Annotated in this window: 22 protein-coding genes, 1 tRNA gene and 3 pseudogenes; 9 read left to right on the plus strand and 17 right to left on the minus strand. The window is 37.6% G+C overall.

Annotation, left to right across the window (positions count from 1 at the left end):
* From ACTFWY_RS16500 to ACTFWY_RS16510, 3 genes and pseudogenes are all read left to right on the plus strand, one after another.
* Positions 1-145: pseudogene (locus ACTFWY_RS16500) on the plus strand (IS256 family transposase); the annotation flags it as partial.
* A 30-nt stretch (positions 146-175) separates the two neighbouring features.
* A pseudogene (locus tag ACTFWY_RS16505) lies at positions 176-454 on the plus strand (ATP-binding protein); the annotation flags it as partial.
* A 70-nt stretch (positions 455-524) separates the two neighbouring features.
* Positions 525-716, plus strand: coding sequence for a helix-turn-helix domain-containing protein (locus ACTFWY_RS16510; protein WP_002372651.1), 192 nt, complete (start codon positions 525-527; stop codon positions 714-716).
* 44 nt (positions 717-760) lie between these two features.
* Here ACTFWY_RS16510 and ACTFWY_RS16515 read toward each other — a convergent pair whose 3' ends face one another.
* The 12 genes from ACTFWY_RS16515 to ACTFWY_RS16570 form a co-directional block, all read right to left on the minus strand.
* The gene (locus ACTFWY_RS16515) at positions 761-1,450 is read right to left on the minus strand and encodes a Crp/Fnr family transcriptional regulator (protein ID WP_003128931.1); all 690 of its coding nucleotides are present in this window, start codon (positions 1,448-1,450) and stop codon (positions 761-763) included.
* 85 nt (positions 1,451-1,535) lie between these two features.
* Complete coding sequence (locus ACTFWY_RS16520) at positions 1,536-1,982, minus strand: organic hydroperoxide resistance protein (protein WP_003128928.1); 447 nt, start codon at positions 1,980-1,982, stop codon at positions 1,536-1,538.
* A 553-nt stretch (positions 1,983-2,535) separates the two neighbouring features.
* Entirely contained in the window at positions 2,536-3,924 is a 1,389-nt protein-coding gene (locus tag ACTFWY_RS16525) for a glycoside hydrolase family 1 protein (RefSeq protein WP_003128926.1), read from the minus strand.
* Between the two features lie 6 nt (positions 3,925-3,930).
* A complete protein-coding gene (locus ACTFWY_RS16530; RefSeq protein ID WP_002372643.1) occupies positions 3,931-4,908 on the minus strand; it encodes an acetylxylan esterase in 978 nt (325 codons plus the stop codon).
* Positions 4,908-5,792, minus strand: coding sequence for an ROK family protein (locus ACTFWY_RS16535; RefSeq protein WP_002372641.1), 885 nt, complete (start codon positions 5,790-5,792; stop codon positions 4,908-4,910). Before ACTFWY_RS16535 ends, ACTFWY_RS16530 begins: the two co-directional genes overlap by 1 nt.
* Positions 5,793-5,922: 130 nt before the next feature.
* Entirely contained in the window at positions 5,923-6,636 is a 714-nt protein-coding gene (locus ACTFWY_RS16540) for a GntR family transcriptional regulator (protein ID WP_003128923.1), read from the minus strand.
* Between the two features lie 87 nt (positions 6,637-6,723).
* The gene (locus tag ACTFWY_RS16545) at positions 6,724-8,946 is read right to left on the minus strand and encodes an alpha-galactosidase (protein ID WP_021150755.1); all 2,223 of its coding nucleotides are present in this window, start codon (positions 8,944-8,946) and stop codon (positions 6,724-6,726) included.
* Positions 8,939-9,544, minus strand: a complete 606-nt coding sequence (locus ACTFWY_RS16550; protein WP_002320611.1) for a hypothetical protein — start codon at positions 9,542-9,544, stop codon at positions 8,939-8,941. Before ACTFWY_RS16550 ends, ACTFWY_RS16545 begins: the two co-directional genes overlap by 8 nt.
* Before the next feature lie 25 nt (positions 9,545-9,569).
* A complete protein-coding gene (locus tag ACTFWY_RS16555) occupies positions 9,570-10,394 on the minus strand; it encodes a carbohydrate ABC transporter permease (RefSeq protein ID WP_002320610.1) in 825 nt (274 codons plus the stop codon).
* Between the two features lie 3 nt (positions 10,395-10,397).
* Positions 10,398-11,315, minus strand: a complete 918-nt coding sequence (locus ACTFWY_RS16560; RefSeq protein ID WP_002320609.1) for a carbohydrate ABC transporter permease — start codon at positions 11,313-11,315, stop codon at positions 10,398-10,400.
* Positions 11,316-11,534: 219 nt separating this feature from the next.
* Positions 11,535-12,845, minus strand: coding sequence for an ABC transporter substrate-binding protein (locus tag ACTFWY_RS16565; RefSeq protein ID WP_003128918.1), 1,311 nt, complete (start codon positions 12,843-12,845; stop codon positions 11,535-11,537).
* A gap of 122 nt (positions 12,846-12,967) precedes the next feature.
* Complete coding sequence (locus ACTFWY_RS16570) at positions 12,968-13,909, minus strand: glycoside hydrolase family 113 (RefSeq protein ID WP_223132612.1); 942 nt, start codon at positions 13,907-13,909, stop codon at positions 12,968-12,970.
* Between the two features lie 149 nt (positions 13,910-14,058).
* Here ACTFWY_RS16570 and ACTFWY_RS16575 point away from each other — a divergent pair, with 149 nt between their 5' ends.
* The 4 genes and pseudogenes from ACTFWY_RS16575 to ACTFWY_RS16590 all read left to right on the plus strand — a co-directional run bounded on the left by ACTFWY_RS16575 (position 14,059) and on the right by ACTFWY_RS16590 (position 17,413).
* Positions 14,059-14,190, plus strand: a complete 132-nt coding sequence (locus ACTFWY_RS16575; RefSeq protein WP_021150757.1) for a hypothetical protein — start codon at positions 14,059-14,061, stop codon at positions 14,188-14,190.
* A 108-nt stretch (positions 14,191-14,298) separates the two neighbouring features.
* The gene (locus tag ACTFWY_RS16580) at positions 14,299-14,559 is read left to right on the plus strand and encodes a hypothetical protein (RefSeq protein ID WP_042620411.1); all 261 of its coding nucleotides are present in this window, start codon (positions 14,299-14,301) and stop codon (positions 14,557-14,559) included.
* 99 nt (positions 14,560-14,658) lie between these two features.
* Entirely contained in the window at positions 14,659-15,084 is a 426-nt protein-coding gene (locus ACTFWY_RS16585; RefSeq protein ID WP_002372632.1) for a hypothetical protein, read from the plus strand.
* A 1,103-nt stretch (positions 15,085-16,187) separates the two neighbouring features.
* Positions 16,188-17,413 (plus strand): annotated as a pseudogene (locus ACTFWY_RS16590) (tyrosine-type recombinase/integrase).
* Between the two features lie 375 nt (positions 17,414-17,788).
* Here ACTFWY_RS16590 and ACTFWY_RS16595 read toward each other — a convergent pair.
* Positions 17,789-17,862: transfer RNA gene (locus ACTFWY_RS16595), tRNA-Ile, on the minus strand.
* A gap of 151 nt (positions 17,863-18,013) precedes the next feature.
* Here ACTFWY_RS16595 and ACTFWY_RS16600 point away from each other — a divergent pair.
* The gene (locus tag ACTFWY_RS16600; RefSeq protein WP_123836378.1) at positions 18,014-18,697 is read left to right on the plus strand and encodes a DUF3800 domain-containing protein; all 684 of its coding nucleotides are present in this window, start codon (positions 18,014-18,016) and stop codon (positions 18,695-18,697) included.
* A 5-nt stretch (positions 18,698-18,702) separates the two neighbouring features.
* Positions 18,703-19,182, plus strand: coding sequence for a hypothetical protein (locus tag ACTFWY_RS16605; RefSeq protein WP_123836379.1), 480 nt, complete (start codon positions 18,703-18,705; stop codon positions 19,180-19,182).
* 258 nt (positions 19,183-19,440) lie between these two features.
* On the opposite strand, the gene ACTFWY_RS16610 is transcribed toward ACTFWY_RS16605, so the two are convergent.
* The 4 genes from ACTFWY_RS16610 to ACTFWY_RS16625 are packed head-to-tail and all read right to left on the minus strand — an operon-like array spanning position 19,441 to position 21,052.
* On the minus strand, positions 19,441-20,151 hold the full coding sequence (locus ACTFWY_RS16610) for an NlpC/P60 family protein (protein WP_221180309.1): 711 nt from the start codon (positions 20,149-20,151) through the stop codon (positions 19,441-19,443).
* Positions 20,148-20,471: a phage holin family protein gene (locus ACTFWY_RS16615; protein ID WP_123836380.1), complete on the minus strand. Its 324-nt coding sequence runs from the start codon at positions 20,469-20,471 to the stop codon at positions 20,148-20,150. Before ACTFWY_RS16615 ends, ACTFWY_RS16610 begins: the two co-directional genes overlap by 4 nt.
* A gap of 2 nt (positions 20,472-20,473) precedes the next feature.
* A complete protein-coding gene (locus tag ACTFWY_RS16620) occupies positions 20,474-20,767 on the minus strand; it encodes a hypothetical protein (RefSeq protein WP_123836381.1) in 294 nt (97 codons plus the stop codon).
* Between the two features lie 36 nt (positions 20,768-20,803).
* Entirely contained in the window at positions 20,804-21,052 is a 249-nt protein-coding gene (locus ACTFWY_RS16625; RefSeq protein WP_123836382.1) for a hypothetical protein, read from the minus strand.
* Positions 21,053-21,078 lie beyond the last annotated feature (26 nt).

The following is a 21,078-nucleotide window of genomic DNA, read 5'->3' on the forward strand; positions in this document are numbered from 1 at the left end:
GTTCCAAAACGAAGAGTCGATGGAACGTTTCTTAGTCTCGTCTTTTGATACTTACAACCAAAAATTCCTAGGTCGCAGTCATAAAGGCTTTCAACAGGCCGAAGGCGAACTCGAACAAATGCTAAGCCAACTGATTGAGAATTAGAAACAATCTGCAGTAGGGAAGAATCATTTACACAAAATTATTGACGCTCCCGGTACCGGTGGTGGGAAGACATATTTCATTCTTACAATTATTGAAGCCCTACTACGAACAAAAGCTAAATTATTTATTTTAGACCCCAAAAATGCAGATTTAGCTGATTTAGGTACAGTTATGGAAAATGTCTATTACAAGAAAGAAGATATTTCTGAATGTATAGATGATTTCTACAATCGAATGATTAATAGAAGTTTAGAGATGAAAAAAATGTCCAATTATAAAACAGGAGAAAATTATGCTTATTTAAAACTTACTCGATTTCACTTTTAATACGACCACCTCCCATAAATAATATTTAAATTTATGGAAAGGAAGATGGTCTATGAATACACTGAAAGAAGATTTTATTTTAGCAAAAGCTGGAAATGAAGAAGCCATTGAAGCCATTCTTAAAAGATTCAGCTCGTTGATGCACAAAAAATCGTGGAGAAACGGAAAATACGATCAAGATTGTTATCAAGAATGTATGATTGCAGTCTATCTAGCAATTTCAAAATTTGAAATCAAGGAATAAGCTCATTTTGGGGAGATGCATTTTGCTTCTCCCTTTCTTCTTATCTACCTCACCTTATCCATTAAATTTTTCAATTCAGTTACATTTGTTAACTCGATTATATTAGGAATTGGCTGCTTTATTAGATTATTCCTAGTGAGTTTTGTTAAATATCTACTAAGTGTTTCTGGAGTCATCCCTAAATAAGAAGCAAGTTCTTTTTTCGTAGTTTCCAATTTTATCTGCTCTGTATTTTGCTTTATATTTTCTTCTAACAAATACTGAATTAAGCGTGTTTCTGCTCTTTCAGTCGTGATTCCTACAGTTAATCGTTCTGTATTATCAAGACGTCTCGCCATTTCTGATAAAAGTTCTAGAGCTATTTGGGGATGCGATAGTAAAATCCGCTTAAAGTTGTCCTTTTGAATGGTACATACTTTAGTTGGTGATATTGCTTCTATAAAGCATCCATAATGTTGTTCTTCAAATAATGCCAGCTCGCCCACAAAATCACCCTGTTCTAAAATACGAATCACCTGTTCTTTACCTGAAGAACCTAAGCGATAAACTTTTACTTTTCCTTCTTGAATAAGATAAAGAGATTCAAGTATATCTTCTGCTTGATAGATAAACTGTCCTGCAGAAAAAGCTTGTTCTGTAATATCACTTTGGATAAATTGAATTTCAGTGAGGGACAATCCCTGAAATAAAGGCATTGTACTTATACAATGATCATATTTTGTGAAATCAATCATGTTCTTACTACTCCTCTTTTTGTGGTTAGTATAGCATAAAAAAACGTTCACTCATGTAATATCATCAGTGAACGATTTTCTATACTTATTTTTCTTTATCTGCATCATAAAGAACAGCGCGTACTGAAACTTCAATGGAATCCTTTACTGCTTTAGAATATGGACAAACTTTATGCGCTTCTTCAGCAATTTTTTGAACTTCTTCTAAATCTAAATCTTGAATTGCAACTTGAATCTCAACACTTAATTTAAAGTCCACATCGTCTGGCTTTTTGTATAATTTTACTGTATGTGTAACTTGTGAAGATTGATGAATTTTACGTTGACCCTTAACAATTTCTAATGCCCCGTGAAAACAAGCACTGTATCCTAAAGCAAATAATTGTTCTGGGTTTACTCCACTCCCAGATCCTCCCATTTCTTTAGGTGTAGAAATCTTCACTTCAAATGATCCATCATTTAAATAGCTCACTCCATCACGGCCACCGGTATTAGTCGCTGTTGTTTCGTAAATTTTTTTGTAATCTGACATATTGAAGTCACTCCTTTTCACTTTTATGGTCCTATTTTAGGAAATAAAGTTGGTGTTGGCATTGATCTAAATCAAGAATCATAAAGTTAAGAATAACTTTATGAAAAAATATCGTTGGATGCAGTATATCTCTTTACTTGAACTTTATTAGCTATGTTTATTGGTCTTTTTGTTAAGGTAAATAAATATTAACAAAGCTATTATTGCGCCTCCAAAAGAACCACCTATCGCAATAAACACATCCACTGTTCCTTGAATTCGAATGATATTTGATTTAGTTATAAAATGGATGAACTATGATATAATTTTTTGCTTTAGGTTTCCTTCAGATTCCATCAGCTACAAAGTTGCTACCCGTGCAGGGTACATCAAAAAAGGAAATGCCAAAGCATTTCCTAAAGTGTGATTTGGTCAAAACAACACCATTTGACAAAGCACTGAAGAAACTAGAATGACTTTTCATCAATAAACCCTATTGTTCGTTCAGATTTTCCATTTACTCCAACACAAAGGAGTTTTTGAAAACAAATTCACTCCTCCCTCCTAAATCTTCTTAAAAACCATTATTCTCCGCCAATGTCTTAAACCATTCCCCAGATTTCTTAATCGTCTTAATCTGAGTGTGAATATCATTAGCGATTAAGCCGTAGCGGTTACGGTAGGCATTGCTCCAGGACCAGCAATCGATAGGAGTCCATAGATGGTAGCCAAAGCAGTTGGAACCTTCTTCAATCCCTTTATGCAACCATTGGAGATGCTCTTTGATAAATTCTATGCGGTAATCGTCTAGAATTTGCCCTTTTTCATCCATAAAGCGTTCTTCCCGAGAAACCCCCATGCCATTTTCAGAAACAAACCAAGGTAGATTGCCATAATTATCGCGAATATTGATGGCAATGTCATACACTGCTTTGGGATAGATTTCCCAACCTTTGTCAATATTCATGCGACGGCCAGGCATTTGATATGCATCATAATAACGATCAGGCATCCAGGCACCCACTGAATTTGGAGCAATGTCAGGTGTCTTGACCCGGTTTGGATGATAGAAATTCACTCCGATAAAATCAACAGTATTTTCCTTAATCAAAGCTAACTCATCAGCAGTTGACTGCCACAATACCCCATCCTTAGTCAGCAATTCTAGCAATTCTACAGGAAATTCCCCTTTGATGGCTGGGTCGAGAAACATTTTATTGTTCCACAGTTCGGCAATTCGGGCTGCCTCTTGATCTGCTTCAGCATCTGAAGCTGCGTAAGTTGGCGTCAAGTTTAACACGGTACCAATCCGGCCACCAGCTTGTGGTTGACCCATTTCGCGAAACTTCGCCATGACCTTAGCGGAAGCGAGATTTAAATTGTATGCCACTTGTACTGCTTTCTTGCCATCCACCAATTTTGGATAATGAAATTGGAACAAGTACTCCCCATCTACTACCACCATCGGCTCATTGTGGGTCACCCAGTCTTTCACACGGTCACCAAACAAAGCAAAACATTGTTCAGCAAATCCCACAAACAAATCGACAACTTTCTTCGATTCCCAACCGCCATATTTATGGTAAAGCTCCACTGGCAAATCAAAATGATGGAGGTTAAAAATCGGTCGGATATTTTGAGAGAGGAACTCATCAATCACATTATTGTAAAAAGCAACACCCACTGGATCCACTTCATTGGTTTCCAAATCCTTGATGAGACGGGTCCATTGAATCGAGGTGCGAAGGGAATTCAATCCCGTTTGCTTCATCAATGCGATATCTTCTCGGTAGCTATTGTAAAAGTTCGAAGCCATATCTGGCCCCACTCGGTCATAAAAAACTTCAGGTTCAATATCGTACCAATGATCAAACATATTGGCATGTTTCTTTTGAAAACGGCCTTCTGATTGGGGACCAGATGTGGCTGCACCCCACCAGAAATCTTTTGGAAATGTCAACATAGCATTCTACTCCTTTTCTCTCAAAACGTCGGCTAAACACTGCCGCATATGATCGCCAAATTTTGGCAAGTATTCATGGCCATACTCTGGATAAAATAGCATTTCTTTGTCAGCTGCGCTACTTAGCTGATTGTACACAGCAAACTGGGTTTTCGGTGGACAGACTGTATCTGCAAGGCCAATTGCCCAATGCACCTTCCCTTTGATCCAAGGAGCAAAGTATTGCAAATCAATGTAATCCAATGTTTCAAAGAAAGCTTCTTCTCGTTGGTGCAAGGGGTCTTTAAAGCGAAACCAATAAGCCAACTCTTCATAGGCAGAGTTTTCTACATCTAAGCGATAAGCTTCGCGATAATCACTTAGGAACGGATAACAAACAAAAGATTCCTTGATTTCCGGAGCAACAGCCGCACAAATCAACGCCAAAGCTCCTCCTTGTGACGCACCATAGGTATACAGTTGGCTGGTATCCACTTGGGGTTCTGCTACCATTAGCCGAGTCAACTGGTAAATATCGAGAAACACACTTCGATAAAATAAATCATTTGGTCCAGACTCCACTCCCCGGATTATATGCCCTTTCAGACTGGTTTTCGTGGTCAATCCCACATCTTCTGACAAACCACCTTGTCCTCTAACATCGAGTGCCACTACCCAAAAGCCTTCAGCAGCCATAGCGACCTTGTCTGACCAATCCCCAGCATCTGAGTGATACCCATGAAATTGAAGCAAGAGGGGAGACTTTTTTTGCAGACGTTTAGGCCGAATGAGTTGACAATGGACGGTGGCTCCTTGAACACCTGTAAAAGTTAAATCAAATGCTTCTGCTACTGAAGAATTCAAGGGATGAGGCTCTAAATGATAGTCTGTCCCCAAATCATCTACCTCTTGAAACCCTGCCTGCCAAAAAGCTTCAAAATCAGCAGGCTTTCGCTGACTCCCTTGATAGTTTTGCCACCTTTTTTTTGCATCTATTGCATACATTAAACTTGCTCCTTTCGTAAGTGATAGTTTGCCACTGCTCCTATCAGATTAGCATCTTGTTGAAACTGACAAATCTTCACAGTAATTCGTTGGTCCTCTGAATGATGATGTTGTTGTAACAAACATAATTGGGCTTTTACCGGAGCCAATAGATCTTTGCGCATTGATATGCCACCACCGATACAGACTACTTCAGGATCGATGACCAAGCAAACATTATAAATACCAATCGCCAAGGCTCGGAACAATTGTTGAACTTCTTGTTGAGCCAATTGATCTCCAGTGTCAGCAATATCAAATAGTTCTCGACCTGTAATACCTGATACCAAACCTTTCTGTTCGCAATAGCGCTTTGCAGCATGAACAGGGCTGGCTAACTCACTTAACGTTTGTCCATTTTCCGCCAACATGTAGCCAAATTCGCCTCCAAATAAGTTATGCCCCTTGACTAGTTTCCGCTCCAACACCACGGCTCCACCGATTCCCGATCCAATGATGAAAGAAACTGAACTTTTGGCATCTTTGGCAGCACCATAAAAGGCTTCTGCTAACCCTGCACAATTGGCATCATTTTCCACGAAGACAGGTTTTTCCAATAACTCCTCTAATTCTGCAACAAAATGAATTTTATGAATATAGGGGATCGCACTGTAGCCCCCGATAATCCCCTGATCACTGTCCACTGCTCCGGGTACACTGATCGACACCGCTTCAATCGGTGTCTGACTACAACTGGTTAAATTATGCAAAGTGGCTTTTAGGTCCATCTTCATTTGCTCCCAAGTCACGGGTGTCACAAAGGAACCTTTTTCGGTCAAGGCTTCTGCTGCCCACAGAGCATATTTGATACTCGTACCCCCAATATCAATTGCTAAAATACTCAAGAATTCCCCCTACTTTCTCAGTCTACTTACCTACACTAATTTTCATTGTAAGTAGTTATTTATTTTTAGGTATATACTTTTAAAATTTGAAAATCAAAATAAAAAGCGGAAAGAGGATTTTTCCGCTTACTTATTCTCTCGTTAAGACAAACTCCACCGAAAAACTATCATAACGATGAACTGAAATGGAGTACTCAAAAGCGATGCCTGTATCAAAATAAGCAATTTGCTCTGCCACTGCCACCGGATCTCCCGAATCCAATTCTAGATACTGTTGTTCGATTTCAGTCGCCTTTCGGACACTGACGCGTCGATGCCCACTTTGGATTTTCAAACCGAGATCTTCTTCAATATATTCATAAATGGACCCTTCAATATTGGCTTTTTTCAAACCAGGAATCAAATCGATAGGCATGTACATTTTTTCCATAACCAACGGCTTGCCATCAATGTGACGCACCCGATAAATATCATACACGAAAGTATCTTCCTGCATATTTAATTTATTTTTTACCAAGTTATCCGCTTCTATTACCTTAAACTCCAAAACTTTACTTTTAACTTCTTTTCCTGGATTGAGAGCAGTCGTCCCACGAAACTGATTAGCCACCGCAATTCGTTCTATTTCATCGGTCGCCAAATCCTTGACAAAAGTACCGGATCCACGACGTTTGATAATCAATCCCTCTGACACTAACATATCTAAGGCCTTTTTCACCGTCATCTTACTAGCGTCATATTCCACACAAAGATCTTTTTCGAAGGGAATTTGTTGATTTGCTTGATATACACCTTCCAGTATCTTCTTACGGATATCACTGGAAATAAGGATATATTTTTTCATCGTCATGTTACCTCCACTTATGGCTTATCCTAATATCTTATCCTATCTGCTACCGAATGGAAATAGCCAGCCACTGTCCTTTTGAAATTATTTATCTACTCGTCGTAAATGATACAGTTGAGACGCATAATCCCCCGGCAATTGACGGGACCAATAGTCTTTTGCTCGACCGACATAGTTGCCACCCATAATCAAGCCAATGCTAGAAAGATCCTTACCGGAACGTAATTGTGGCAGTTGATTGATTTGATAATTAGCTTCCAAATCTAAACCGGCCAATAATAAACGACGATAAGCCGGATTCGGTTTACCCAACACTTGATAATCCGCCACCAAAGCTTCACTCAAATCTTTTGAAACTACCATCCAACTACACTGGGTATTATCAAAAGGACTATTGAGACGATAAAAACGCCCCTCGTGGATCAATTCTCGGTATTCTTTAAAGGTGGCAATCGCTGCTTTTACCTGTTGTAGCTCTACATCTGACATCCTCGTAATATCCAACTCCAAACCATAAGTACCAAACATCGCTACCTGATTACGAAAAGTCAGTCCTGGCGAACGCCCTACTTGATGATTGGGAATCTGTGACAAATGACTACCGATACTAGCTAATGGGTAAACCATCGAAGCCCCGTATTGAATTTTCAAGCGTTCGACCCCATCAGTATCATCACTGGCCCAAGTCTGGGGTGCATAGTAGAGTAACCCAGGATCAAAACGGCCACCGCCACCAGCGCAGGATTCAATCAACAAATCGGGGTATTTTGCTAAGATTTTTTCATACAGGTCATAAACACCTAAAATGTAGCGATGGAACAACTCTCCTTGATTACCATCGGCGAGGTAATTGGAAAATGGTTCTGAAATATAACGATTCATATCCCATTTCAGGTATGTAATTTTGCCACAAGCAAGAACGCAATCGATTTGCTGGAAAATTGTCTCCACCACTTCTGGGTTGCTAAAATCCAAGACAAACTGATTCCGTCCATGAGAGATTTGCTTCTCAGAATTACCAATTACCCACTCAGGGTGCATCTCATACAAGGGTGTATCCGTAGAAATCATTTCGGGTTCAAACCACAGCCCAAATTCCAAACCTAATTGATTGATTTTCGTCGCAAAGGCAGAGATCCCCTCTGGTATTTTGGCTAGCTGCACCTGCCAATTACCTAAAGAGCCGTTATCACTATTCCGAGTACCAAACCAGCCGTCATCCAACACAAACAGATCCACACCGATTGCTGCTGCTTTTTCAGCGATTTGTAATAATTTCTCACTGTCAAAATCAAAATAAGTGGCTTCCCAATTGTTGATTAAAACAGGTCGTTGCTTATGAGACCAGCGAGGTGATATCAAGTGCTCTTGGAAAAAATGATGGAAGCTTTGACTCATACCATTAAAACCGGCCTCACTATACACCAGTACTGCTTCCGGTGTCAAAAATGTGCTTTTTGGAGTTAATTGCCAAGCAAATTCAAAAGGATTGATACCCATTTGAATTCGCAAAATGTCATAAGTATCCAGCTGCAAACGTGCCACAAAATTGCCACTATAAATTAAGCTAAAGCCATAGATCTTTCCTTGTTCTTCCGTCGCATTGGACTCACAAACAGCCATAAAAGGATTGTGGACATGACTGCTGGCTCCACGAGTACTGGCGACTTCTTGCACACCATAAGCAATGGAATTTCTACTAATCTGGGTTTCTCTCGCCCAAGCTCCATCCAAGTGTAGCCAATCATAGTGCTGATTTGGAAGATCCAGATTAAAACTCAGACAGTCCAATAACTCAAAGGTCGTCTCACTAGGATTGATGATCTTCATTTGTCTGGTCACTACAGATTCTTCACCAAACAAGGTATAGTAAAGCTCGACTTGCAAAGGTGAATAACGATCTTGCAAGGTGATAATTAAAGTCTCCCCCGCTTCACCAAAACTGCCAGGCAAGCCAGAAAGTGCCTGTTTTCCTAATTCAATCTGATAGTGTTGATAGGTAAAGTGACTAATACGATCTCCTTTTGGATAGCGTACCCGTAGCATGGGATAGCGAAAATCAGTGGTACCATAGAGGCCCACTTCTTGTTTGATATGTTCCAACGAAGTAGTGTAGTTTTGCTTGATTTGGTTGTTAGCGGGACGTATTTCTCTTTCAATCAAAAAATCATATTGATCATAAATAGGAATACTACTTCCAAAATAGAGTTGTTCCAAGACGTCTAACTCTTCCATTACCCGAAAAATATAACTAATGTTCTGATTTTTTAGGTGAAACTCTCTTCTTTCAGGATTGACACTAATCATGATTTATTCCTTCCATTTCACGAAATTTTTGCGAGCCTTTTTTCAGTAAATAGGCCACTCCGCCAGGAGCCACCAAGAAAAACAGCAAGGGACTGACCAGCAATAATAGGATCCAAAAGGCATAGGTCCCCAAGATGAAGCCATTTAGCAAACTGGGTCGTAATGTCTGAAGTAATAGCTGATACCCAATAGCAACAGGAGCTTCCTTCATTTCGTCATACGTCGCTGTTCCCAAGACCCAGTGTGCATTATAGAGTAAGAAAAGAAGCAAAGATAATCCCCCAGTAACTTTAAAAAACAAGCCTAGTGAAGTGCTACCGAGCCACGCACCAGATAAAAAGATCGCCAAGGACAAAAATACGCCCACAGATAGCACTTTTTCGCACAGTTTCGTAGGTGGTAGCTTTTTGGTTAGTCGACAGAGCTTTTCTTGTAAGGCTTCTGGATGGTCGACACAAAAAACTAACTTTTTATGGCTACTAACCCAGCCATAAATAAAGCCACCAGTGACTAACCAGCCCCAAAAATGCAAGGAACACTTTACTAGGACATAGAGTAATTCCACTGCAACTACTAATTTACTGGACTTCTCGGTCACCAGTAACCCTCCTTTTCCGGTAAGCTTATTTCACAGAACCAGCAACACCATTGTAAATGTATTTTTGCAAAGCCAAGAAGACAACCAAAATCGGTAAAATAACAATAATTACCCCGGCTAAGATCACTGGCCAGTTGGTTCCATAAGGGCCTTTGAATGCAAAGAGTGCCGTGGAGATCACTTTTAGTTTACGATCGGGCATATACAAGAATGGATTATAGAAATCATTGTAAACACCCACACCGCTGATGATTAGCATAGTGACAATAGGTGCCTTTAAGTTCGGTAAAATAATCCGCCAAAAGATACCAAAATAGTTGGCCCCGTCCAAATAGGCCGATTCGTCTAGAGAGACTGGGATTTCATCTAAGTATTGCAAAAAAACATAGATGGAAATCACATCTGTTCCCAAATTTAGTAAAATAACTGACCAAATCGTGTTGAACAAGCCAATTCCTTCAATGATTTGGAACGTCGCTACTTGACTAGTAATGCCAGGAATCAACATTGCCATCATAAACAAAGCCATAATCGGCTTTTTCAGTTTAAAATCAAAACGGCTCATAACATAGGCAAACATCGAGCCTAACAAAAGCTTACCTACCATACTAATTGAAAAAATAAGCAACGTATTTTTAAAACCTGTCAACATCTGACCATTGATAAACGCAGTTTTGTAATTACTAAAGTCCAATGACTTTGGTAGCGACAAGACACTGGTAGACAAAAATTCATTATTGGATTTGAAAGAGCCAATAAAAACTACCAGGATTGGTAGTACGGCAACCACTGCCCCGATAATCAAAATCAAATATTGAAGTATACGTCCGATAGAAAATTGTCTTTTCATCTTCTATGCCTCCTTCTCGCTAATAAATTTCCGTTGAATCAACGTCACCACTAAGACAATCACGAGTAAAATAACTGCCATCGCTGAAGCTAAACCAACTTTATTATACTTAAAGGCAGTATCGATGGTTTGGATTACAAAGGTCATGGTGCCGTTGGATCCTCCAGTCATAATATATGGAATATCAAAGACACTCAAGGAGCCGCTTATGCCCAAAATCAGATTTAGGAAGATGATTTTGCGAATACTCGGTACGATGATATAACGAAACTCATCCCAACGATTAGCCCCATCTATTTCGGCTGCTTCATAAACTTCTGGATTGACCGACTGGATTGCTCCTAAAAAAATCAAAAAGTTAAAGCCGGTATAACGCCACAAGGAAGTAAAGGCCAAAGAAATATTATTGATGGAGCGATCTCCTAACCATAGCCGAATTTGACTCTCCAAACCTAGCGCCGATAGCACTGTATCCAAAGTTCCATCACCTTTAAAGAAGTACAAGAAAATAAATCCAATTGCTACCCCATTTAGTAAATAAGGGAAAAACAAAATCCCCTTCCAAAAATTAGCAAATTTGACCTTAAAGGACAAAATCGTTGCAAACAATAAAGCGACACCCAATTGCAAAAAAGTTGCAAAGAAGTAATACAAGCTGGTTTTAAAAACGGTAAAGTATTTTGGATTGGTTAAGACTGTCTTGTAGTTATCTAGTCCGACAAATTTACTGTCTGGGGAATAACCATTCCACTCTGTCAAACTGTACTGGAACATCTTCACTAAAGGATAATAAGATAACATTAATAATAAAAATACCGGAATAATGGTAAAAGTAAAGATCAAGATTCTTTTTTCAGTTTTTTGGCTAAAACGGGATTTTTTCACCGTCTTATTCATGGTAAACTCTCCCTGTTTATTCATGTTGGCTCCTCCTTATTCTAAAACCCCTCATATCGACCACGGTCCGCAACCGCTATGTACTCCTGCAAAAGAAGTTACTACCAAGATAAGTTTTCTTTACGACACTGTGCTTTTGCCTGGCACAAGTTGCCAGACAAAAGTTAGTGCCTACAATCAAAACTTTATTTGCTATCAATCAAAAGTCTTTTCCTAACTGCTAGGGTGACTTCTAAAAAAATTTTACTCTCCCACTTCTGCTATCGCATCTGACCAGCGTGTATTGAAGTCTTTCATAATAGCTTCGAAGCTTTCGTTAGAGTTACCAACTGCTGCATCGATGATTCGTTGCTTTTCAGCATCTGTCGTACCCAAACCTAGTTCAGATTGGTCATTGATTGAACTAAACAATGATTCTTTTCCGGCTGGTGCTGGATTTTCTTCAATTAACTCAACCCCAGCATCTTGTGCAGCCTTCAATGATTCTGGATAATCTGCTCCAATTTTTGCTGACAAGCCCCCGTTTTCTTCCGCGTAGTCTGATTCATTGACTAACCAGTCGATCAACTTGCGCGCCGCTTCTTTGTGCTTACTATGAACGTTGATCCCATAGTTATAATCTGCTCCAATTGGCAAATATTGTTTACCATCCTCGGCAGTCATTGGAAATGGTTGGAAGATAATGTCCTCAGCAGTATCAGCATTGATGTCTTTGATTTGTGGTACCGCCCAACTTCCCAAAACCATGATCCCAATCTTACCATTAGCCATATCTACTTTTGATTGTTCCCAATCAGATGTAGTTGGGTCAGCCTCAATCAACCCTTGATTGCTAACATCGTATAGGGTTTTATAAATCGTATTCATCACTTTACCCGCTGCAAATGGCTCTTTGTCTGAAGTCATCTTATTGGTAAAGTCTTTATCACCAGAAGCACCACTGCGAACAAAGTCCCAGTTTGATAATGTCCAACCAGCCGCATAGTTAGTATATAGCGGCATCACATCAGTATTTTTTTCTTTGATTGTTTTTAATGCTGCTACAAAATCTTCTGGTGTTTGTGGAAATTCGTCAATACCAGCATCTTTGAAGACCTTTTGATTGACCACCATCCCAGTGGCGTTCATCTGTGACGGTAAGCCATAACTCGTGCCATCATAGGACCGATCATTTAAACCCATATACTCTTTGCTGAGCTCTTCCTTTTTACCAAGTGGTTCAAAAAAGTTCCCATAATCTTCTGGCTTGATATCTCCTGGAATCATCAAAACATCCCCATATTCTTCACTATTCATCCGGGTTTTAATTTGGCCAGCATAGTCTGTAATCGTTTGAATTTCTACTTTGATATCCGGGTACTTCTCATTGAATTTTGTCATGTATTCATCCCATTTTCCATTGGTTTCCCAGTCGGTTTTGTGGTTGATGAAGGTAATGGTCTCAGTTTTCCCACCATCCTTGTCATTAGCTGAATCTTTGTTGTTTCCACATGCCCCTAGAACTAAACCTGCTACTCCCAAGACGATCATTGAACCTAGCATTTTTTTCTTCATGTTACTTCCTCCTATAAATTAATAAAGTGCTGTTACCAAAAACTGTTCATGGCCTGTTACGTCAGAAATGGAAAGCGATTACATAAATATAATACTACATTCCCATTTCAAAGTATATACTTTTATATATATTGTTTTGTACTTTTGTAAAATTCTCGAATGATCGCCGCAGCCGGTTTACCGTAAACCCCGTAATCGTCGTCTTTGAGCGCCATCTCTCGCGAATATAACCGCGCCTTCCAGTCCCAAATACCAAAGCCTTGAATCCAGTTTCTCTTGTCACAAGCAGTAAACATCTTTTCAAACCATCTTGATTGCGCTATCATGCTAACTTCCCCTGAAAAACTCCAATCATTGGGTAGATATTGACTTCCTTCACGACTTGGACAACCCACTTCACAAAAGAAGAAAGGTTTTTGGTAGTGATTTACCACTTGTTCAATCCGATCCAATTCTTGTTCCCATTTGTCAATCGGATAATAGCCTGATGAAGAGATGACATCTACAGCATCCCACCAAGTTAGATTATTTTCTTGATACTTGTCACAATTATAAGTTAGTAGACCATTGTAATGCTGTCGAATCTGGGAAATAGTTTCCCGCCACTGAGCTTCCCGTCGATCACTATTAACCAATTCACAGCCGATTACCAACATGACACACCCTGTCTCTTCAGCGAGTTTTGCATAGTGATTCAGGTATTCACGATAGGAATCAAACCATTGGCTCCAAGTCGGCTCGCAGGGAACATCGTAATCAAAAAAATTGATGTGCGCTCGCCACGTACCATCTGCCACATTGACCATGGGTTTCAAGATTACTTTCAACCCGATTCCCTGAGCGTAAGCGATCATCCCTTTCACTTCTGCATCTATTAAAACGTTGTCACTTTGCCAATCGATTTTGGTAGACTGAGGATGAGCTTGTGTGACAGTAATTGGTAATATCACATGACTTGCAGCTAACTCTTCTTTCATCATGTGTAATGATTCTCGACTCATTGGATCTTGCCAGTCTCCCCGTTGGCTCATAAACCCAAAAGTTATCCCATTGATAGTTTCCATCTTTTCACTTCTCCACGTTTTATTTTGTAATCGATTTCAATTCTATATTATAAAGGACGAAGAAGAAAAAAACAACAAAAATATATACTTTTGATTATAATGATTTATACAATATGATATAGTAAATATAATAAAATTGGAGGTCTTTTTTGGATAAGAAAAAATTGTACACGCAGCTCACTCAAAAAATCATCCCCTTCTGGCAAGGTAAGATGGATCTAATTCATGATGGTTTTTACGGTCGCCGGGATAAGATCCCACTACTAATAAGAGCTGCTTGATGAACGCCCGGTATTTATGGAGTTTTAGTCATTGCTGCCGCATTTTACAAGACAAATCCTTAACTGAGTCTTTTTTAGCTAGCCTAAAGACTGCTGTGAATCCTGCCTATGAATTTTTCCGGTAAGTCTGTTGGGACCAGGAAAACCCAGGGGATCTTCTGGGAGCTAACCGCAACTGAAATACTCTCTGATCCCAATAAAACCACTTATGCTAATAGTTTTGCCCTCTATGTTCTTAGCGAGTATTACTTAGACTTTCATGATCTGTCTGCATTAAAAATGGCAACCACGCTCTTTAGTTTTCTCGAAAAGAAGTCTTATGACCCTCTTACAAATGGTTATCAGGAGGATTTTTCCCACAACTGGTAGCCCGTTCCCTCCCAATCAATCGGACCCAGCGATTTGCCAGATCTAGACTTTACCACTAATACCCATTTGCACTTTTTAGAGGCATACATAAATTTCTACATGACGACGCCAACATTCGATGTAAAAACTACCTTGCAAAGATTACTCATTGTCTTTACAGATAAGATTGCGACTCCAGCAAACTGCCTCCAATTTTTCAATGCTGATTGGTGTCCTCTAAGCCAAGAAATCAGTTTTAGCCATGACATTGAAACCATTTGGGTATTGCAACGGACTTTGACTGTTACTGGTATCAAAGATGTGCAAGTCAGTCAATTTATTGAAAATCTTGGTACTCAAGTAGCTACCAAAGGCTTCGATAACAACAAAATCATTTGTGATCATTCAAATACCCTTCAAACCTCGACTCGAAAAACTTGGTGGACGCTAGCAGAAGCAATCATCGGCTTTTACAACCTGTATCAATTAACTAATAGTAAGGTCTATTATGAATTGGCTACTCACCACTTCGAAATGGTAGAATGAAACTTTGTGGATACTCGATCTAACAGTGAATGGTATGCCTACCTCATCAATGATGGACACCAGATTCTACAGAAGATATCGCCAACGCTTGGAAAGGCCCCTTACCATACCTGTCGTATGTACACAGAAACAATTGCACGCCTATCTAGGTAAGAAAAACAGGACGACCTGACTTCTAGAGAATCATTCGAATTGTAGTGACATCGCAAAAAGCCAACTAAAGAACAGTTGGCTTTTTGATAGTTTATTTTAGTAATTTCTGCTTAGATGCAAATATATGCGCAAATGGTTCTTTAGCTCTTGGTTATCCTTAATACTACAACCTAATTGATTCTCTCCAGCAACTCCACCCTATTTTTCATAATTTTTGAATTAAAATAAAGGTAATCCCTTTTAATTTTCTATCTTTATTTCAATATCAGAATTTATTATTTTAAATTTTTACATACCTGTTTATGAAAAACTAAATAATCTGTCAAAAAAATATGATTGTTCATTTCTAAATATGTTTTCCAATTTTAAAATCTTTTTTAGCATTTTTGTTTCCTTTTCATATGGTTTTTCGTTGTTAATAGTGACTAGGATGATATTCCTATTTTGACCATTGACAATTAAATATAATTTTTGAATAACGTTCCCTGCTATTCGAGCTAAGAATTCAAGTACGCCATGACCTATTTAGCGATAACTACTTAGAGATTTCTTTTTGTTTTGGGAAGACAAAATGCCATGACAATAGCAGTAGATAATGATACTTCCGTAAGGCTCGCCGTAAACTGGGGAGAGGTGAAATTCCTATGTGCTTACCCAAGGCAATTCAAAAATTTTAGTTCATTTATAAGGGGATGATTTTATTAAATCAATAGTCTATCTAAACAAAAAACAAACCTGTGAGTTTTTAGGAATTGATAACAATACTTTAGATAAATGGATTCGTATATATAATTTTCCCGTAATAAAAATAGACGGTATAATTCGCTTTGATGTAGAAGATATCAAAGGCTTTATGGATACGTTCAAAAAGATTTGAATTTTACTTTTGACTGCATATACTAAAAGTAGCGAAATATACTGCCTTACTTTTTTATTAAGGAGTGAGGAAGTTGCCTACGAAGCTTTCAAATGGAAAATATAAAACTAATTTGAGATATCCAAAAAAATTTAAAGAAATTACAGGTATCAGTTCAGAAAAATTCCAAAAAACATTTACAACTAGGCAATTGGCTATTAAAGCCGAAAATGAAATGAAAAAGAAAATCGCAAAAGTCTTAAGAGAGGAGAATGCAAATTCATTAGAGCTCAAAGGTCAAATAAAATTCAAGGAGTTTTATAAATCTAAATGGCTTCCTAGATATGAGTTAGGGCAAACTACTAGATCCCATAAAGCTCCAAGCGATATAACCATCATTAATACAAAGAATTTATTTCGATTGCATATTCTGCCTATATTTGGTGAGTATGCCATGAGCTATCTTAATGCAAATACCGAAATAATATCAGATGAACTCACAAAAAAGTCGAAGGAATATGCAAACATAAAAATCATTAAATGCTATGTTCGTTCCATGTTTGATATTGCAGAGGTTCTAAATTATATTGAATTTAATCGTACAACAAAAATAATTCAAAGTATTACTGCACCTAAGAAAGTTGCTCTGGAAGAAAAAAGAATACGAGAAGGAAAACAAGCTTTATCTTCGAAAGAACTCACTGATTGGTTAGACGCTGTAAGAGATGATTTCAATGATCAATTACTTTCCTTTCACGATTACACTCTTTTTATGCTTACTTTATATCTTGGGGATAGAAAGAGTGAGACCTATGCTTTGCAATGGAAATACATTGATTTTGAAAACCAAACAGTCCGTCTTAAATATGCCTTGGATAAACACACAAAAAAGAAATTTACAAAAGGTCGAAAAGATACTATTATCCAAGTTCCGGAAATTGTAATGACACTATTGCAAGAATGGAAATCAGTGCAAGCTGAACAACTATTGAAGTTGAAAATTAAACAGACACCTGACCAATATCTTTTTAGTTACTCCAAACCTTCTGGTGAAGTAAATTGTCCAGTCCATACTGATTACTTAAATTATCGAATTAATTCTATAAAAAAAAGACATCCCATTTGGTTCATTTAACTCCTCATAAACTTCGACATACTTACGCAACTTTAGCTAGACAAGGTGGGGCTGATATGAATCAAATTTCTAACGCTTTGACACATTCAGGTATTTCAACTACAAAAATTTATGTGAATACACCTGATTTAGTTGATAAAGCTGTGTTCGAAGCGTTTCAGCGAGGATTACAAAAATCTAATTAATGTGTTCTAGAATGTGTTCTAAATATAAAAAAAAGACACTTTCCAAATAATTGGAAAGCGTCTTGAACGTTGATATATAAAGGATATTAACGTTTTGAAAACTGTGAAGCTTTACGAGCTTTCTTAAGACCTGGTTTTTAATCCAGACATTTCCTGATCAATCCTGAACTGACCTAAACGTTGATATATAAGCATTCTCACAATATTACATTTTCTCATTTAAGCTAATTTTCCAGACAAAGTATGGTCAAAGTATGGTCATTGTGAAATTATTTTTCTGCTTAAAGTCAAAAATCCTGTTAACAAAACAAAGAAACTCGATATCTAAAGAACTCGAAAAAAACTCCTACTCAATTGAGTAAGAGGGTCATTCTATGTACCCTGTAGGACTCGAACCTACGACCGGACGGTTATGAGCCGTCTGCTCTGACCAACTGAGCTAAAGGTACGAAAAAAACAATATAAATATTTCTGTATAAAAAAGAAATAACTTATGAAGTAGAAAAAAATATTCTTGCAAATAAATGTTTAGAGTAGCTATAATTTTCAATAAGAAAATAGATATTTTAAATCAAAAAAAACTATTGAAAGGATAAAAAAATGTTGAGTATATACTGCGATGAAAGCGGTCATCTTGAGCATGACAAAAGTAGTGTTATGACTATAGGGGGAATATATCTACCTACCTATGAGAGAAAGAACATATATCAGGATATTAAAAATATCAAGAAAAAACACAATATCCCTATTCATCGAGAAATAAAATGGACAAAGGTTTCTGCAGCAAAGGAAGCTTACTATTTAGATTTAATAAATTATTTTTTCGAAAATAACTTACTATCATTTAGAGGTATCGTAATACCTGATAAAACAAAATTAAAGCATAGTGAGTTTAACCAAACTCATGATGATTTCTACTATAAAATGTATTATCTTACTTTAGTAAAAATCTTAAATCTAGATGAAAAAATAGAAGTTTATATTGATATTAAAGACACCAATGGTTTAGAAAAAGTAAAAAAACTTAAAAAATATCTAAATAATAAAGCTAGAAATCCTGAAAAAATAGTAAAGATTCAGCAAATACGCTCACATGAAAACTCTATATTACAACTTGCAGATCTTATTATAGGAGGTATAACATATAAAAATCGAAATCTAACAGAAAGTAAAACTAAAATGATGCTTGCCAATTATATTGATGAAAAATCCCATTGTGGAATTACAAGCACATCCCATTTTAATGAAACGAAACTTAACTTATTGTTTTTTGATAAGGAGTAATTTGTATGTATTGTCCCACATTACCAGATATAATAACTTTAGATAAATTCAATGGAAACTTTATTGATTATCAAAATTTTTTATATGATTTATATAGAAAAGAAATCAAGCAAGGACTAACATATAATGGTACCAAAATTACTATGAGGTCCCATCCTCGTTATTTAGACAAAGAAGAATCTTTTTACCATTTTACTTGCAAAGAATGGAATAAAGATGGCGAAAGAACACCTGATTTAAGAAGATGTGAACGATTATGTTGGATTAAACCAACTATAATGACTAACCATCCAATAATATGCGGACTCAATTGCTTGAAGATATATAAAAAAGGAAATAGATTACATTTATTGAATGACAAAGATAGATTCCTTATTGTACTAGAAATCAGAAGAGATTATATATTATTAGTTACTTCATTTTATATTGAATATGACCATACTTTAGCAAAAAAAATAAAAGACTATGAAAGATACAAAGTATAAACAAGCAAAAAGCGCATCTCTTAGACAAGATACGCTTTTAGAAACTCCTTCTACAACATGGTAGTTGAGCTAAATACAGTTTAGCATAAGATTTACAGAATCGTCAATATGCCTTTTATAAATTCAATATAGCATTAACTTTACTTTTTTCCTAATATTATGCCTTTACTATACCACTATTTTATGTATGCTCATGAAAGTGAGTTTATATAGACAATAATTTACAAGCCCGCAGAAGCGGGCTATTTGTTTCTGTTCTTAATAAAATCTTCCCCAGTAGTCAATACGTCTTCCGTTTTTACTTCTACCAGTCGCCATATAGCCATAACCATTTCCACGTTTTTGACGAATCCACACGTAACCATTTGGATCGATTTTATACGCATCGTAAATGATCACAGAACCAGCGCATATTGTCGCAATTTCGCCATAGCTCGTTGATGGTCCCTTTCGAAGCTTGATCGCAGTATTCAGTTTAAAGTGTCCCTTTTCCGCAATCCAACCGTTTGAAGTCGGTTTGGTACTTGTTTGTGTGCCAACATACCGCAAATAACAATTCCACGGATAGTTGTAATAGGAGCGGACATTGGTTTCCCATCCTGTCTGATCTCCACCACGACCACCTGTGATTCGACCTCTCTCATCAATCGATGCTTGCGCCAATTTCCCACCGCCGATATACACAGCCACATGGTGCACATCATTTAACAAGATATCTCCTGCTTGAGGTCGACCATTGTTTGCTACAACTTTCCAGCCACGTTTTGTCAGATTAGAGCGCATATTGCCGGTATATGTAGCTGATCCTATATCAAAACCTGCTTCTTTCAATGCATGGATCACTAATGCCGAACAGTCCGTTTCTCCACCATCTCGGAAATCTTGCCGATTGCTTTGGTCATAGCCAAGGCTAACTGTTTGGCACCAATAATTCATGCGTTCGATAAATTTTCTGATACTTCCACTCACTTTTCATCTCTCCGTTCTGTAAACTCCTGTCCATCGCCATAATCGGGTTTCTGATCATCACTACTTAAATTTAAAAGTTGTACAAATAATTGGTGCATCCCTGTGGATGCAATCCCGCTCACCGCACCGTAAACAATGGCTTCAACTGTCAGCCCGTTAATGATTGCTCCTAGGATCGCTCCTAAGACGATAACAATCAATGGAATGTAGTTATTGGCCACTGCTGCAAATACCGGCGTTGATTTGATCAAATACCCCACTACCAAACACGCTACTACGATCACTGGTACTAAATACTCTTGCAAGAAATTCAAATCCATTTTTACTTCCTTCTTTCTTTCCATAAAGATTTTAATTGTTCGCCATGTTCAATTAGTCGTTCGTTGTGTCTGTCTAGTCGTTCATCATGCTTCTTTAATTCATCATGTATTGCTACTCGATCAGATTTACTTGACTCTAAATCTTTTGTTAGAAGATCAAGATTGTGCCCTAGTTTCGTTAGATTTTCCGTTATTTTTGTAAAGTTTGACATTATCGGTTTGATGACAAATGCAACTAATCCAATAATTGTCATAATCCAGCCAGCCCAAGTTGCTAACTCCCCTACGTTTAACATGTGCCACCTACTTTCATAAACTAAAAAGAGCAAGCTTTACGCCTGCTCCTCCACTTCATTTAATAATTCATCCTCAATTGCCCAAACTCTTTCTTGAAAATCATCCACGTCTTTGCGGCATTCCACACGATTCTGCCGATATAGATTTTGATCCGTAATCGATTGGTTAATATTTGTATTTCCAGCACTATCCGTTGTAACATCCGCATTCAAGTAAATAACTTGCTGCCCATTAATTTTCGATTCTCCTGTAATGCTGATTGATTTTTTAGTATTTAACGCCATAATAAACTCCTCCTTTTTTAATACTG

It is taken from the genome of Enterococcus sp. 125944 (assembly GCF_051909435.1).
GTDB lineage: Bacteria > Bacillota > Bacilli > Lactobacillales > Enterococcaceae > Enterococcus_D > Enterococcus_D gallinarum.

Bases quoted from the DNA above. Each gene is read 5' to 3' on its own strand.
- ACTFWY_RS16510 (WP_002372651.1), top strand. From the start codon at position 525: ATGAATACACTGAAAGAAGATTTTATTTTAGCAAAAGCTGGAAATGAA.
- ACTFWY_RS16515 (WP_003128931.1), bottom strand. From the start codon at position 1,450: ATGATTGATTTCACAAAATATGATCATTGTATAAGTACAATGCCTTTA.
- ACTFWY_RS16520 (WP_003128928.1), bottom strand. From the start codon at position 1,982: ATGTCAGATTACAAAAAAATTTACGAAACAACAGCGACTAATACCGGT.
- ACTFWY_RS16525 (WP_003128926.1), bottom strand. From the start codon at position 3,924: ATGTTGACATTTCCAAAAGATTTCTGGTGGGGTGCAGCCACATCTGGT.
- ACTFWY_RS16530 (WP_002372643.1), bottom strand. From the start codon at position 4,908: ATGTATGCAATAGATGCAAAAAAAAGGTGGCAAAACTATCAAGGGAGT.
- ACTFWY_RS16540 (WP_003128923.1), bottom strand. From the start codon at position 6,636: ATGAAAAAATATATCCTTATTTCCAGTGATATCCGTAAGAAGATACTG.
- ACTFWY_RS16545 (WP_021150755.1), bottom strand. From the start codon at position 8,946: ATGATTAGTGTCAATCCTGAAAGAAGAGAGTTTCACCTAAAAAATCAG.
- ACTFWY_RS16555 (WP_002320610.1), bottom strand. From the start codon at position 10,394: ATGAAAAGACAATTTTCTATCGGACGTATACTTCAATATTTGATTTTG.
- ACTFWY_RS16560 (WP_002320609.1), bottom strand. From the start codon at position 11,315: ATGAATAAACAGGGAGAGTTTACCATGAATAAGACGGTGAAAAAATCC.
- ACTFWY_RS16565 (WP_003128918.1), bottom strand. From the start codon at position 12,845: ATGAAGAAAAAAATGCTAGGTTCAATGATCGTCTTGGGAGTAGCAGGT.
- ACTFWY_RS16570 (WP_223132612.1), bottom strand. From the start codon at position 13,909: ATGGAAACTATCAATGGGATAACTTTTGGGTTTATGAGCCAACGGGGA.
- ACTFWY_RS16580 (WP_042620411.1), top strand. From the start codon at position 14,299: ATGAATTTTTCCGGTAAGTCTGTTGGGACCAGGAAAACCCAGGGGATC.
- ACTFWY_RS16585 (WP_002372632.1), top strand. From the start codon at position 14,659: ATGACGACGCCAACATTCGATGTAAAAACTACCTTGCAAAGATTACTC.
- ACTFWY_RS16600 (WP_123836378.1), top strand. From the start codon at position 18,014: ATGTTGAGTATATACTGCGATGAAAGCGGTCATCTTGAGCATGACAAA.
- ACTFWY_RS16605 (WP_123836379.1), top strand. From the start codon at position 18,703: ATGTATTGTCCCACATTACCAGATATAATAACTTTAGATAAATTCAAT.
- ACTFWY_RS16615 (WP_123836380.1), bottom strand. From the start codon at position 20,471: ATGGATTTGAATTTCTTGCAAGAGTATTTAGTACCAGTGATCGTAGTA.
- ACTFWY_RS16620 (WP_123836381.1), bottom strand. From the start codon at position 20,767: ATGTTAAACGTAGGGGAGTTAGCAACTTGGGCTGGCTGGATTATGACA.
- ACTFWY_RS16625 (WP_123836382.1), bottom strand. From the start codon at position 21,052: ATGGCGTTAAATACTAAAAAATCAATCAGCATTACAGGAGAATCGAAA.